The 14039-nt window shown below is 44.7% G+C and carries 16 protein-coding genes; 3 read left to right on the top strand and 13 right to left on the bottom strand.

The annotated features are described in order from the left end of the window. Positions 1 to 2 precede the first annotated feature (2 nt). The gene (locus HMPREF1139_RS10330; protein ID WP_009651192.1) at positions 3 to 464 is read left to right on the top strand and encodes a hypothetical protein; all 462 of its coding nucleotides are present in this window, start codon (positions 3 to 5) and stop codon (positions 462 to 464) included. A 37-nt stretch (positions 465 to 501) separates the two neighbouring features. On the opposite strand, the gene HMPREF1139_RS10325 is transcribed toward HMPREF1139_RS10330, so the two are convergent. The 13 genes from HMPREF1139_RS10325 to sstT all read right to left on the bottom strand — a co-directional run bounded on the left by HMPREF1139_RS10325 (position 502) and on the right by sstT (position 12173). Then, complete coding sequence (locus HMPREF1139_RS10325; RefSeq protein WP_009651482.1) at positions 502 to 2337, bottom strand: peptidoglycan D,D-transpeptidase FtsI family protein; 1836 nt, start codon at positions 2335 to 2337, stop codon at positions 502 to 504. Between the two features lie 6 nt (positions 2338 to 2343). Then, positions 2344 to 2640: a flagellar hook-basal body complex protein FliE gene (gene fliE / locus HMPREF1139_RS10320; RefSeq protein WP_009651390.1), complete on the bottom strand. Its 297-nt coding sequence runs from the start codon at positions 2638 to 2640 to the stop codon at positions 2344 to 2346. Further along, positions 2637 to 3140, bottom strand: a complete 504-nt coding sequence (flgC, locus tag HMPREF1139_RS10315) for a flagellar basal body rod protein FlgC (RefSeq protein ID WP_009651288.1) — start codon at positions 3138 to 3140, stop codon at positions 2637 to 2639. The genes fliE and flgC overlap by 4 nt, the downstream gene beginning before the upstream one ends. Positions 3141 to 3148: 8 nt before the next feature. Beyond that, positions 3149 to 3583: a flagellar basal body rod protein FlgB gene (gene flgB / locus HMPREF1139_RS10310; RefSeq protein ID WP_009651188.1), complete on the bottom strand. Its 435-nt coding sequence runs from the start codon at positions 3581 to 3583 to the stop codon at positions 3149 to 3151. Positions 3584 to 3645: 62 nt separating this feature from the next. Continuing rightward, positions 3646 to 4245 carry a TlpA disulfide reductase family protein gene (locus HMPREF1139_RS10305; RefSeq protein ID WP_009651274.1) on the bottom strand — a complete coding sequence of 200 codons (600 nt, stop codon included), beginning with the start codon at positions 4243 to 4245 and terminating at the stop codon, positions 3646 to 3648. Between the two features lie 10 nt (positions 4246 to 4255). Then, positions 4256 to 4708, bottom strand: a complete 453-nt coding sequence (gene smpB, locus HMPREF1139_RS10300) for an SsrA-binding protein SmpB (protein ID WP_009651164.1) — start codon at positions 4706 to 4708, stop codon at positions 4256 to 4258. Continuing rightward, a complete protein-coding gene (locus tag HMPREF1139_RS10295; protein ID WP_009651286.1) occupies positions 4705 to 5448 on the bottom strand; it encodes a 4-(cytidine 5'-diphospho)-2-C-methyl-D-erythritol kinase in 744 nt (247 codons plus the stop codon). The genes smpB and HMPREF1139_RS10295 overlap by 4 nt, the downstream gene beginning before the upstream one ends. Further along, positions 5445 to 5675, bottom strand: coding sequence for a carbon storage regulator CsrA (gene csrA / locus HMPREF1139_RS10290; protein WP_009651427.1), 231 nt, complete (start codon positions 5673 to 5675; stop codon positions 5445 to 5447). The genes HMPREF1139_RS10295 and csrA overlap by 4 nt, the downstream gene beginning before the upstream one ends. Beyond that, positions 5669 to 6490 (bottom strand): tRNA pseudouridine(55) synthase TruB, encoded by an 822-nt coding sequence (gene truB / locus HMPREF1139_RS10285; protein ID WP_009651483.1) that lies wholly within the window; start codon positions 6488 to 6490, stop codon positions 5669 to 5671. Before truB ends, csrA begins: the two co-directional genes overlap by 7 nt. Then, the gene (locus tag HMPREF1139_RS10280) at positions 6487 to 8556 is read right to left on the bottom strand and encodes a UvrD-helicase domain-containing protein (protein WP_009651202.1); all 2070 of its coding nucleotides are present in this window, start codon (positions 8554 to 8556) and stop codon (positions 6487 to 6489) included. Before HMPREF1139_RS10280 ends, truB begins: the two co-directional genes overlap by 4 nt. Positions 8557 to 8617: 61 nt before the next feature. Continuing rightward, on the bottom strand, positions 8618 to 9070 hold the full coding sequence (locus HMPREF1139_RS10275) for a hypothetical protein (protein WP_009651304.1): 453 nt from the start codon (positions 9068 to 9070) through the stop codon (positions 8618 to 8620). After that, positions 9067 to 10782 (bottom strand): M3 family oligoendopeptidase, encoded by a 1716-nt coding sequence (locus tag HMPREF1139_RS10270; protein ID WP_009651408.1) that lies wholly within the window; start codon positions 10780 to 10782, stop codon positions 9067 to 9069. Before HMPREF1139_RS10270 ends, HMPREF1139_RS10275 begins: the two co-directional genes overlap by 4 nt. An 89-nt stretch (positions 10783 to 10871) precedes the next feature. Next, positions 10872 to 12173 (bottom strand): serine/threonine transporter SstT, encoded by a 1302-nt coding sequence (gene sstT / locus HMPREF1139_RS10265; RefSeq protein ID WP_009651128.1) that lies wholly within the window; start codon positions 12171 to 12173, stop codon positions 10872 to 10874. 141 nt (positions 12174 to 12314) lie between these two features. Here sstT and metK point away from each other — a divergent pair, with 141 nt between their 5' ends. Beyond that, positions 12315 to 13514 carry a methionine adenosyltransferase gene (metK, locus tag HMPREF1139_RS10260; RefSeq protein WP_009651217.1) on the top strand — a complete coding sequence of 400 codons (1200 nt, stop codon included), beginning with the start codon at positions 12315 to 12317 and terminating at the stop codon, positions 13512 to 13514. Continuing rightward, on the top strand, positions 13511 to 13798 hold the full coding sequence (locus tag HMPREF1139_RS10255) for a DUF3861 family protein (protein WP_009651417.1): 288 nt from the start codon (positions 13511 to 13513) through the stop codon (positions 13796 to 13798). Before metK ends, HMPREF1139_RS10255 begins: the two co-directional genes overlap by 4 nt. Positions 13799 to 14039: the final 241 nt, after the last annotated feature.

Raw genomic sequence — 14039 nt, 5'->3', positions numbered from 1 at the left:
ACATGAGAGTCGAGAACAACGATATTGTTGATTATCTGCTTCAACGCGGTAAGACTAACGGCAAAAACAAAAGCAATAGTTTTGATGAAATTTTGAACCTTTCGCTAAAAAAAGTAGCTAGCGAGTCTAAAATTTCAGGCAGCGTCGAGGAATTCAAGCGCAAACTCACCGAGCTTGGAGCCTACGGATATCTCACGCAGCTAAACGCCGACAAGATAGAGCAGAAGATCCAGCAAAAGAAAAAGGAGCTCACCGAGCTTTTGGGGCTCAATGACGCGAGCAAAACGGATAGCCAAAGGGTCGAGCTCGCAAAGGTCGTAGACGAGCTGTTAAGTGAGTATCGCAAGGAGCTAAACGCCGCTATGACGAGCTCGACCTTGCTTGAGAGGCAAAAGAAGCTAGCCGGTACTTCAAGCTCGTCTGTTGATCTGAATTCCGTCCTTTCGGAGTTTGGGCTATTGTAGGCGATTTGGGCGTTGTCGTTTGATGGCGTCCAAATTTTCAGTCTAAAATTTGCTTTTGCGGCTTTGCTTTCTCGTCTTTTTGCTTCTCTTTTTTTGCTTCAAATTCAGCAATGACTTGTTGATCCGGCACGAGGTAGCCCTCTTCTATCATCAGGTCGATCGCTTTTTTAAAGGTCGGTAGCGCACTTTGCGCACCAAAGTAATAATACGGCTTTTTAGGATCGCGCGCTAGTACGCCGATGGTGTAGCTGTTGCCTTTGGTGTCGTTTGCAAAGCCAAAAAACGAGCCGTTATAAGTGTTGCTGTATCCACCTTTGCCGGAGGCTATGTGCGCCGTTCCCGTTTTGCCGCCCACTTCAAGACCCGGTGTCATCGCTTTTAGACCGGTTCCTTTTTCTACGGTTTTGATGAGTATCCTTTTCATGATTTTAGCCGTTTCTTGGCTGATGACTTGCTGGGGTTCAGGCTTTGGTAGCTCGAAGCGTTTGCCGTTTTTCTCCAGGAATTCGACTATATGAGGCGTGACCTCGACGCCTTTGTTATTGAAGGTGTTATAGGCTTTTAAAAGCTGCATGAATGTCGCTTGCAGGCCGTATCCGTAGCTCACGGTCGCTTTATAGGTGGAGGAATTCAGCTTATTTACCGTGGGCATCATGCCTACTTGCTCGTATGGCATATCGATGCCACTCTTTCTTGAAAAGCCGAAATTTAAAAGCCCTTGATAAATTTGCGGACCGTTTAATCGCTCTACTAGCTGTATCATGCCGATATTTGAGCTATGCACGATGACGTCTTCCGCGCTCATAAAGGGCTCCGGGTGAGTGTCTTTGATGATGCGTTTGCCAAGCTGATAGCGGCCGTTGTAGGTATTTACTAGCTCAAAAGGATTTACCTTTTTTTCTTGAAGCAAGAGGGCGAAGACAAAGGGCTTGAATACCGAGCCGGCCTCGTATGCGTATTCTGTCGCGGTAGAATTTAGCGCACCGTAGTCTTGCTTTTTGATATTTGAGGGATCGTATCTGGAGCTTGAGGCGAGGGCTAAAATTTCGCCGTTTTTGCTGTTCATTATGCAGATGACGAGCTCCTTAGCATCTAAAAATTCTCGCCTATCGTCTAATATCTGCTCGATCTTGGTTTGAAATTTCAGCGGTATGGAGAGCACTGCGTTGTAGCCGTCTACTCTGTTTGCCAGATTTGAGTCGCTTGTTAGGATTATGTTGTTGCCTATATCTCTAGGGCCTAAAATTTTGGCGTTTTGTATCGGTGCTAGATAGTCTTCGTAGTATTTTTCGAGCCCTTTTACGCCTTTACTTTTCGTGAGCGCGTCGCTCTCGGTTTTGTTGACGTATCCGATGACTGGTGTCAGCGCACTTTTTGACATGAAAAGCCTGTTTTGCCCACTTTCCATTATGCGCATACCTTGAAAGGAAGCCAGTCCCGTCTTTGGGTCTTGATAGGAGATCAAGATGCTTTTTCTGTTTAGCTTTCTTGAGAGCTCTTGAAGATATGTAGCGCCCTTTGCATCGATACTGTAAGATAGCGTGACAAGCCCTTTGGTGGCGTTTATTATCTTTCTTACTTTATCAGGATCGTCGCCGCTGTAAAGCGAATAAAGCTTGATAAACATCTCTTTTTTGTTAGGATCGATGTTTCTGGTGTCTAGCATGACTTTATAGAGCTTTTGGCTGGAGGATACGCTAAAGCCGTCTTTTGTTACGATATTGCCGCGAAGTGCGGTGTTTATCTCGCTAGTTTGGAGTTTAGGCAGTCTGCGTTCGATCGTCGCTCGGTAAAATACTACCGCGACAAAGATGATGATCCCAAATGTGATAAATAAAAAAAGTATGGTTATTTTTGATTTTTTGGGATTCATAAAGCTTTAAATTTGGGTTCTTGAAATTTCTTTATATGCGCTGAGCGCTTTGTTGCGGATTTCAAGCATGAGCTTCATGCTAGTCTCTGCTTTGCCGATGGCTAGAGCCGCTTGGTGCAGGTCTTTTACCTCGCCGGTAGCTAGATCGGCGATGGCTTTATCGGCATTTTCTTGGACTTTATTGAGCTCTTTTAACGAGTCGTTTAGCATGCTGGCAAAGTCGCTGCCATCTGCTGCCGGAGCTATCTTTTTGCTATTTTGAGAGCCGGATACGCCATTTAGTTTTTCGATATTATTTATCATGATGATTGTCCTGATAGAAGTGTGATAGCACTTTGAGCTATCGTTTTTGCGCTTTGGAAAGCGGCTACGTTTGCTTGATAAGCCCTGGTCGCTTCGACGAGATCGGCCATCTCGATGACCGGATTTATATTTGGAAATGCGACATATCCGTTTGCATTCGCATCCGGGTGGCTAGGATCGTATTTTAGCATAAAATCCTTATCGTCGCGCACTACTTTATCTACTACGACGCTCATTAGCGACGGATGCGCATTTTTGGGCGAGCTTGGATCGTCAAGCGGGTTTTCGTATTCTAGTAAGCCGCCCGAGTTTTTCATCTCTTCGTTCAAAATTTTATCAAAGTCAAATGCCTTAAAGACGACCTCTTGCCTTCTATACGGCCCACCCTCGGCGGTGCGGGTAGTTTGAGCGTTTGCGATATTCGAGCTTATCACGTTCATCCTGAAGCGTTGTGCGCTAAGTCCGTATCCGCTTATGTCAAAATCATTTAAGTATGACATCGTCTCTCCTAAATTTTGCTGCTTGCGTCGATGACGCTTTTAAAGATATTGCCTTGAGTCTTATATGCTCCGTCGATCGCACTTAGCATGATGTTGTTTTTGCTAAGCTCGGTCGTTTCTACGTCAAGATCGACCGTGTTTGCGTCGTTCCTAGCCATATGTCCGTCGCGTAAAAATACCTGCGCGCTATCGTTTCTAGGAAAATCGACCGCCGCAAAATGTGCTTCGTCGGTCTTTGCAAGCTCAAGCTTTTTTGAGCTTTTAGCGTTATAAATTTCGTCCGCTTTTTGCCTTAAAACACTTTCAAAATTTATATCTCGGGCTTTATAAAAAGGAGTATCGATGTTTGCGATATTGCCTGATATCAGCTTTTGGCGCATTTCGCGAGCCGCCATCGCAGCTTCTACCAAGGGGCGTGATTTTGAGGTTTGCACTACAAACATTGCTAGATCCTTTCTAAAATTTCAAATTTCTAAGCAAAATACGTTCCAAAACGGCTTAAATTTTAGTTTGAGCCGTATATCCTTTGCAGATCTTGCTTCATCCTAGATACTTTTATGCCACCAAGATAGTATTTGACGCCAAATTCTCCACTGTCTACGTCGGTGAGAATTTGATATTCGCCGTCTTTTATCACGACTTTAAAGGGCAGAGCGATCTCGTGTTTGTAGCCTATGTCGCGCACTATTTGCTCGCTTAGACGGTCGTTTATGGACTGATCGTTGGTTATGAAGTAATAAGCGTTATATTTTTGCACGAATTCTTTCAAGACGTAATCATCCGTAACGTTTTCAAAATGCGTCAAGCCTATAATGGTGAATTTATCGCTGTTTTCCAGTTGATATTTGGTGAGCTCGGCCGCCTCTTTTTGACAAGGCGGGCAAAATGTCCCGAATATATCTATCATCAAAATTTTACTCTCGTCGCCTTTTATGACAAAAGCGCCGTTTTTACGCACTAAAGTTATCGTTTTACCGTTCACGCCTTTTAGTGCGACCTCCTCGTTTTGTGAAAATTCTTTGAAGCTCGCCGTTTGGTTTTTCTCCTCTGTGCCACAGCCGGCAAAAACAAACAGCGCAAATATCAAAGCTATCAAATTTTTCATTTTTTTCCTTTTATATAAATTTTTTCATCGCTGCGCGCGCCTCCAGGTCGGCTTCACGCTTTTTGAGGGTTTCACGTTTGTCGTGCAGGTTTTTGCCCTTTGCTAGAGCCACGCGGGCTTTGATGATGTTTTTATCGTTTAGATAAAGTGCGAGTGCGACCATCGTTAGCCCGTCTTTGGTGACCGAGCCAAAGAGCTTGTCGATCTGCTTACGGTGCATGAGAAGCTTTCTAGGGGCGCGCTCGTCCGGACGAAAGTGCGAATTCGTAGTGTCTAAATGGCTGATGTGCGCATTTAGTAAGAAAATTTCGCCCTTGATGATGCGCACGAAGCTGTCTTTTAAATTTGCCCGTCCTGCACGCAGAGCCTTGACTTCGCTGCCTTTTAGCACCACGCCCGCCTCAAAGGTCTCAAGGATGCTAAAATCATGCAGGGCTTTTTTATTTTTTGCCAGATCTTTCATCGTTTCACCTCAAATGTCGTGCTCCCGCTACCACTTAGGAATTTATCTCGGTAAATTTTAAGCTGCGGATATAGCGCAAAGCAGGGCGCATAGAGGTCGTTTAGCTCGTAGTTTTTAAAATTTTCCAAAAGCTCGCGCGAGCTTAAATTCTTAAATTCATTCGCCATTTTGACGTTGATGTTTTGCATGAAGTCGCTTCTAAATTTCTTATAAACCTCGGGAGTCGAGCAAAAAACATCCGGAGTGAAAATTTCAAGACTTGGCACGTCGTCGTCAAATTCTTCTACCTTTTCGCCGATGCCGCTCACGTTCGCAGCCTTGAAGCCATGGATAAAAAACGCCACATCGGCGCCTATTTTCGCGCCTATTTCGCAAAGCCTCTCGCGTGAGAGCTTTAAATTTAGGCTCTCGTTCGCCATCACTAAAAAGCTGGCTGCATTCGAGCTGCCGCCTCCTAGCCCTGCGCCCATTGGGATATTTTTACGAAGCGTGATCTTGTGCGAGCTGAAAAACTCGTCTATCTCGTTTGCAAATCCCGCACGCGCAAGCTCATTTTTGGCCTTTAAAATGATGTTGTTTTCGATATTCACGTTACTTTCGAGGCTAAATTTAGGCGCTTTTTCAAAATTTATCTCGTCAAAGAGCTCGCCTAAAAGCACGAAACGCGATAAAATTTCGTGATAATCGCCGCGCACGCCGACGATCTTTAAAAAGATATTTATCTTTGCATAGCTTTTCATTTGCCGATTTTCTTTGCGAGTTCCTCGATGTCCGCGCTTGATGCGATCTTGCTGGCCTCGGCGTTCTCTTTTTTTATATCGCTAGCGAGCTCGCTGCGAAGTATCATCATATTTTTAGGAGCTTCTATGCCAAGCTTCACTCCACTTTTTGAAACGCCGACTACGACGATCTTTATGTCATTTCCGAGTAAAATTTCCTCGTTCTCTTTTCGTGCTAGTATTAACATTTTTCAACCTTATTTAAGCAATAGCTAATTGTATCGTTTTTAATCTCGATTATGCTTAGGAATTTATCGTATTCAAGCAGATAAGTCCCATCCTTTTGCGTGGTAAAGTCGCTTGGTTTCAGACTCTTACCGTCCATTATATCGGCAACATCGCCTAAATATTTATTGCGCGGCAAATTTAAAATTTCGCAGATATCCAGAAATTTCTCGTTCTCAAAGCGAAATTTCCCCTCGCTTATTCGTTTAAGCTCGCTTAGACATACGTCATATCCGAGCCTTTTACCAAAAAGCTGCGCATAAGAGCGCACGTATCCTCCCTCGCTTAGGCTGATGCGAAAGGTGAGGAAGGGGTGGCGGTAGCTTAAAATTTCGCAGCCAAACACTTCCATCTCCTGCTCTTTTAGGCTAAATTCCTCTCCTGTGCGAGCCAGCTTGTAAGCGCGCGTGCCGTTTATGTTTTTGGCGCTAAATTTTGGCGGGATGTATTTTAGCCGTCCAAGTAGGCTTTTGCGCGCTATTTCCAGGCTCTCGTCGGCAAAGGGCTTTAAAATTTTGACATCCGTGATGTTTTCATTGTCGCCGCTTGGGCTACTCGCGCCTATCCACATCGTAGCTTCGTAAATTTTAGGCATTTTGTCTAAAAATCTAAAAAATTTCGTGTAGCTACCAAAAGCCACGATGAGACAGCCGCTGGCAAAAGGATCGAGCGTGCCTGAAAAGCCAGCTTTCTTGACGCCGTATTTTCGCTTGAGACGGCTTAGAAACTGATTTGAGCTAAGGTCTGCCGGTTTATTTGCGACAAAGATCGCGTTCATACGGCTTTTTCCACGAAGCTTGACATTATCTCACGCACATTGCCTGCAAAATTTATAGTGAGCTTGAACTCTTTTTTGACCTTGCTTACGGCCGTCACGCGCCCGATACCGAAAATTTTGTGTTTTACCAGGTCGCCCTTTTTAAATTCATTACTCTCTTCGATGACGAGCGAGCCTTGCGTCGTGCCGCTCTCGCTTAAAAACCTACTCTTGTTCAGGCGCGTCCTTTGGCCTTTATAAAAGCGCGAATTCGCAAAGCTTAGAGTGAGCAGCTTTTTAGCGCGCGTGATAGCCACGTATGCCAGTCGTCGCTCCTCCTCGATGTCGCTACCATCGCCTATGAGTGGGAAAAATCCCTCCTCAAGCCCGATCACGAAAAGATACTCAAACTCAAGCCCTTTGCTTGCGTGCACGCTCATTATGCTGATAGCCTCCGAGCTTATGTTGTCCTGTTCGCTGACAAGAGCCAGCTCGTTTAGAAATTCCTCCAGCTCAAAGTTTGGATTTTGTTTGATCTGATCTTTTAACATAGCATAAAATTCGTCGATGTTGGCTGCGCGTTCGTTGCCGTCAGGTAGGCTCTCGTAATATTTTTTTATGCCGAATTTCGCCTCCATTTTATCGATGAGCTCGTAAAGCGAGTCCGTCTCTTGTAGCTCTTTTAAAATTTGCGTGAATTCCACGAGCGCCGTTTTTATCTTTTTGCTAAAAGCCTCGTCTTTGTCGTCGATATTTAATATCGCATCAAACATCGAGGTCTTGCCCTCGTAGGCCATTTTTTCCAGTTTATCGAGGCTGACCTTGCCAAGGCCACGTTTTGGGCGGTTGATTATGCGTTTTAGCGAAAAGTCATCGTTTTGATTTATTATGAGGCGCAGGTAGCTTATGACGTCTTTTACTTCGGCTCTTTCGTAGAATTTCACTCCACCGACCATTTTGTAAGGGATGCGCTCCTTTGTCAGGCCGTCTTCTAGTGAGCGAGAGAGGGCGTTTATGCGGTAAAGTATCGCGATATCTTTGGCTTGCGCGCCTTTTTCTAAGAGCTCTTTTATGCTTTTTGCTATCTTGCCGGCCTCTACGCTCTCATCGAGGCTTTCTAGTAAATTTACGCCTTCGCCTTCGCCTTTTACGCTAAGAAGCTTTTTGCCAAGGCGGTTGCGGTTATGATCGATGAGTTCGTTTGCAGCTTTTAATATTGGCGTCGTCGAGCGGTAGTTTTGCTCTAGGCGTATGATCTTGGTGTTTTTGAACTGATCTTTGAAATTTAGGATATTTTCTATCTTCGCACCGCGCCAGCCGTAGATGCTTTGATCGTCATCGCCTACGACGCAGATGTTTTCGTGTGTGAGGCAAAGCTTTCGCAACAGCTTATACTGAAGGTCGTTGGTGTCTTGATACTCATCTACCATTATGTATCGGTATCTGTTTGAAATTTCGCGTGCCAGATCCTCGTTCTCGTCTAAAATTTTATACGTCAGCACGAGTAGATCGTCAAAATCGACCAGGTTATTTGCCCGTAGATACTCTTCGTATTTGTCATATATCGCGGCGGCTTTTTGATAGAAATTTTCCTTGCCTTTTTCGTTCGTGAGGAAATTTGCGTTTTTATAGACCTCTTCGACGCTTAGCAAAGAATTTTTGTAGTTTGAAATTTCGCTTGAAAGTATTGCCGTGGAGATCGGGCTCTCAAAGCTTTTTATGATGCGCTTTTTATCATCGGTGTCGATAATGATGAAGTTGTTTTTGCGACCGAGCCTGTCGATATGGAATTTCAAAAACAAAAGCCCGAATTTATGAAACGTGCAAAGTAGCGGCGTGCAAGCTTTGCCGGATTGATTTAGCATGGCAAGAGCGCGCGTTCGCATCTCGTTTGCGGCTTTGTTCGTAAAGGTGAGCGTGAGCGTGTTTGCGGGATCGATGCCGACCTCGCCTATGAGGTAGGCAAGGCGCGTGGTTATCGTCTTTGTTTTACCGCTTCCAGCACCTGCTAGGATCAGCATAGGACCGTCTATGTGCCGCGCGGCCTCACGTTGAGCGTCGTTTAGGTTGTCTAGTAAATTTTCCATTTGCCACTTTTTAAATTTTCTTTTGATTTTAGCTAAAAATACTTAAAAATGGCGAATAAGGCTATTTTTTCTTTTTAAAGATATCCTTGTTTTGCGGGTTTGACATAAACGCGGATATCGATTTTTCAGTGTGATCTTTGTGAGCCGTTTTTGATTTATGTATCGAGAAATTTACCAAGATCGGGCTATTTTCGACCAAGATCTGCACTATCGCGCCAAGCGGCAAAGATACCAGCGAAGCGTAGTCCTGAGCGCCAAATCCGGCCTCAAAGCTGATGTTGTCCTCAGACAGTCTCGTACTCTCAAATGTGTAGCCCGCAAGCGTAAAGATGATGACTGGCATATTAAAACCGGCCTTTATCTCGGCAGGGAGCTCCGGCTCGAAGCTAACTAGCGGTAAATTCGCCATGATCGAAAAATTTATATTTCTTTGCAGTAAAAAGTCGATACACTCATACACGTGCATCTTCATCAAAAGTGCAAATTTCTCATCGTCTAAAATTTCTTCTATCATTTCAATCCCTCAAATTCATCGACTAGCTTCTTGACCTCGTTTATGCCGATCTGCCAAAATTTAGCGTCCTCGATGTCAAAGCCAAATTTCGCCACCAGCTCTTTTGGCGAGCGACTTCCGCCAAGGCTCAAAAACTCAGTGTAAATTTGCACGAAATTTTCGCATTTGCCGCTTTTAAACAGCCCAAATATAGCCAGCACCAAAAGCTGCGCGTAAGAGTAGGCGTAGCAGTAAAATGGCGTGTGGATGAAGTGTGGGATATAACTCCACCAAATTTTATAATAATCATTTAGCACGACGCTTTTACCAAACATTTTCGCGCTTTCTTGTTGCCAAATTTGATTTATCGTTTCGAGCGAAATTTCGCCCTCGTACGCGTGGATACGGCGCTCAAAGGTCGTGAAATTTATCTGGCGATAAAGCGTAGCGAAGATGTCCTCGATCTTGCCCGCAAGAAGCGATATCTTTTCCTTGCCTTTGAGGGTGTTTTTGACGTAGTCAAAGACTAACATCTCGCAAAACACCGACGCCGTCTCGGCCGTGGTGAGCGGTGTCTCGGCGTTTAAAAAGCCCACGCCGTAGGATAAATTTTGATGTATTGCGTGTCCTAGCTCGTGCGCGAGCGTGAAGAGATCGCGCCTACCGTCAGTGTGATTTAGCAGCACGTAAGGGTGCGCATCCGGCGAGCCCGAGTGGCTAAAAGCACCGCCTCTTTTGTTTGGCGTAGGATAGACATCGATCCAGCCCTCATCGAAGGCCCTTTGTGCGATAGCGCCAAATTTAGGGCTAAAGTCCCTGAACGCTTTTAAAACTATATTTTTGCATTTTTGGAATTTATACTCGCTCTCTCCCTCTAGTGGAGCGTATCTGTCGTAGTCGTAGAGCTTTTTGAGCCCTAAAATTTTGCGTTTTTTATCATAAAATTTAGAGACCAGGTCAAAATTCGCCTCGGTGGCTTTTATCAGCGCATCGACGCTTTTTTTACTGGTTTGGTTTTCAAGATGCCTTGGCTCTTCGGGAAGCTTGAAATTTCGTAGCTCACAGCTCGTTTTTAGACTCGTTTTTATCATATTGTAGATGTAGCCAAACAGGTGCTGATTTTTTGCGAGTGTGTCGCTAAGGCTCTTTGCAGCGAGCTTTCGGACGTTTCTATCTTTATCGTGAAGCTTGCTTAAAATTTCCTCCTCGCCGAGCCGCTCGCCTTTAAATTTAAATTTCATCGCGCTCATCGTCTCGTCAAAAAGCCGTGCAAAGCCGTCGCTACCCGTATTTGCAGTGCGAAGCAAGATCTGCTCCTCTTTGACGCTTAGCTGATGAGCCTTTGCCTTGGCGACGTTGCTTAAATAGTACCCGTGTGTTTTCGAGGCTTTGATGATATTTTGTTGCTTGGCGTCGTCAAATTCGTTGAACATTATCTCAAAAAAGAGCAGGTTTTCTTGAGCTTTTGTGCAGATATCCTCAAATTTTGCGTAAAACGCCCCTTTGCTCATATCTTTTGCAAAGACTAAAAAAGCGTATGTCGAGACCTTTGAGATCCTCATGAGCAGGCTTTCGTATATATCAAAGGCCTTTAAAAACTCATCCGTTTTTAAATTTAGAAAATTTTTCTCATATGAATTTTTAAAATTTTGACATTTTGTTCGTAGCTCAAGGGCCGTTTCTTCAAGCTCTTTTTCGTTTTTAAATAATGCAGTCAGATCCCAAGTCGTCATGTAAAATCCTAAATTTTTCTTGACATTTTACATAAAATTTAATTTTAAATTTATAAAGAGATAAATTTAGGGCGAAATGGCCCTAAATTTTAGTTTGAAGTTTCGGATGCGATAGCAGTGAATAAGACGTCTGAGGAGCTATTGAGCGCGGTTTCGACCGAGTCTTGGATGACGCCGATGATAAATCCTACTGCGACCACTTGCATCGCGATGTCGTTATTTATGCCAAAAAGTGCGCACGCAAGAGGTATAAGAAGCAGCGAACCTCCGGCCACCCCAGACGCTCCGCACGCACCGATAGCGGCTATGAAGCTAAGAAGCAGTGCATCGCCAAAAGTCACCGTGATAGACGGGATGGAATTTACCGCTGCAAGCGTCATTATGCCGATCGTCACGGCTGCACCGCCCATATTTATAGTAGCGCCTAGGGGTATCGAAATGGAGTAAAGCTCCTCTTTTAGCCCAAGCTTTTTACAAAGTGCCATATTTACGGGGATGTTTGCGGCCGAGCTTCTAGTAAAAAACGCCGTGATCGCGCTCTCTCTTAGGCAAGTCATTACGAGGGGATACGGGTTTTTCTTTGTTATCAAAAATGCTATCAAAGGATAAATGACGAAAGCTACCGTGAGCATCGCCGATACAAGTATGCAGATGAGTTTGATGTAGCTTTTTAAAGCGTCAAATCCGGTCTCGTGTATGCTTATGGCAACTATACCAAAAATACCAAAAGGAGCGAGACGAATGACAAATTTTACGATCTTTGTAAGGCCGTCGCTGATGTCGCTGAATATCTTTTTGGTTTCTAGCGAACAGCCTCTCATAGCTATACCGCCGCCCACAGCCCAAGTGATGATACCTATGTAATTTCCGGAGCCAAGAGCCGATATTGGATTTTCTACCATTTTAAAGATAAGATCTTTTAGTACAGTTACGACATTTTGTGGAGCGCCCATACTGGCTTTTTCAACGCCTTTTAATAGTATTTCGGTAGGAAAAAGAAAGCTAAATATCACCGCCACGACAGACGCAAGGAAAGTGCCGACGAGATATAGACAGATAACTTTTTGCATGCCCTTTGTATGTCCGAATTCTTTCGTGATGATGGATGTTGCGACTAGGGCAAAAACCAGGACAGGAGCCACGGCCTTTAATGCACCTACAAAGAGGTTGCCAAGTATCGCTATACCGTTTGCTATGCTATTTGCCATTTGGGCTGCACCTTTAACGGCGTCTAATTGTGCAGCATCGGTCACACCATTTTTGATGAGCTCGTTGAAAGGGGCTACCATTTGGTGCGTCCAAAAGCCTACGATTATGCCTAAGACTATGCCGACGAGAATTTGGACTATCAAATTCCCATCAGCATAACGTTTGGTTAGTTTGCTTATCATCATTTACGCCTTGTTTTAAATTTATTGGCTCAAAGTATAGCCAAAAAAGCTGAAAGTTTTAAAATTCATACTTGATTAATCTGAATTTTATTATGAAATGTTACAATCACGAGATTAATTATCGAAAAAAAGGAAAATTTTATGTATCTATTTACCTCAGAGGTAGTTAGCCCAGGTCACCCAGATAAATGCGCGGACATCATCGCAGACAGCATCGTCGATACGATTTTAACGCAAGATCCAAACGGACGCGTCGCAAGCGAGGTCTTTGTCGCGGGTAAAAACATCATCATCGGTGGCGAGATAAACTCAAAGGTCAAGCTTGCCTTTCACGACTACGAGCATATCGTAAAAGAGGCACTTGCGCACATCGGCTACGACGGTAAGTCAAATTTCACAAAAGAGCAGTGCCTGCACCCTGATGACATCGAGGTCAAGGTCTGCATCAATCAGCAAAGTAGCGATATAAATCAAGGCGTGGATCAAAGTGGCGGTGAGATCGGCGCGGGCGATCAAGGCATAATGTTTGGCTTTGCAAGCTGCGAGGCGAAGGAATTTATGCCAGCTGCGATCACGTATGCTAGGATGCTTTGCGATAAAGTTTATAAATTTGCCAAAGCAAATCCCGACAAACTGGGCGTGGATATAAAAACACAGGTCACGATCGATTATGGCACGAAGGATAATTTTGAAAGCTGCCGCCCGCAGCGCATCCACACGATCGTGGTCTCCGCTCCTTGCGTCGAGACGATGAAAATCGAAGAACTAAGAGCGCTGGTGCAAAATTTGATCGATGAAGCTGGCTTGCCAAAAGAGCTTTACGACAAGCAAAATACGCTTATTTACATCAACCCGACAGGCCGCTACGTAAATCACAGCTCGCTTCACGACAGCGGTCTAACTGGACGCAAACTCATCGTCGATAGCTTTGGCGGATACGCTCCTATAGGTGGGGGCGCGCAGTCTAGCAAGGACTACACAAAGGTCGATCGTAGCGGACTTTACGCGGCTCGCTGGATAGCAAAAAATATCGTCGCAGCAGGGCTTGCTAAAAAGTGCATCGTCCAGCTAAGCTACGCTATCGGCGTGGCAAAGCCGACATCTGTTAGCGTCGATACTATGGGCACTCACGTAGCGGGCGTGGATGATGATAAGCTGTCAAAATTTGTGAGCGAGACCTTCCCGCTAACGCCACGCTGGATAACCGATAAATTCGGGCTTGATAAGCCGGGTAAAGATACGTTTTTATACGCCAAGGTCGCAGCCAAAGGTCAGGTCGGAAACGCCAAGTATCCGTGGGAAAAGCTCGACGCAGTGGGTATCTTTAAGGCTCTTGTGTGAAAACGCATAAGTATAAATTTAAGGTTGATTACACCGAGGACAAAGAGGGCAACGCGCAGGATAAAAGCATAAATTTTGATATGCAAACGCACGATGAAATTTTTGCTGTGATCGAAAAAATGGGTGCGAAATTTGAGCTTGACGGCGAGGTGGCAAAGCGTGCATTTACCGCGCTAAAACTCTTTGGCGAGACGATGGACGCAAACAGCGATCATCCGTTTTTCAAGGCAGTAAAGCCGCATTTCATGCAAATACGAAAGATCGTAAAGGGTGGAGTGGAGTGAAATCCTTCCATCTAAATTTAAGTGATTTAAATTTGTAAATTTTGGCTTTGTTGTAATATTTCATTGATTTTTAGCTCTCAAAGCAGGAGAATGCGATCAGCATTCGAGTAAAAACCTTGTTAGCGAGCTTATTACCGCCGATTTTTACTTCGTGCTACGCACTCATAACGAGACTTCGCTACGAGGACAGGGAAGCGGAGCTGACCGCGGTCTGCTTGCAGTTGCGAGTGTAACGAAGCAA

This window comes from Campylobacter sp. FOBRC14 (assembly GCF_000287855.1).
Classification (GTDB): Bacteria; Campylobacterota; Campylobacteria; order Campylobacterales; family Campylobacteraceae; genus Campylobacter_A; species Campylobacter_A curvus.
Note: the sequence above shows the minus strand (reverse complement) of the source record. Positions and strands in the feature narration are given on the sequence as shown.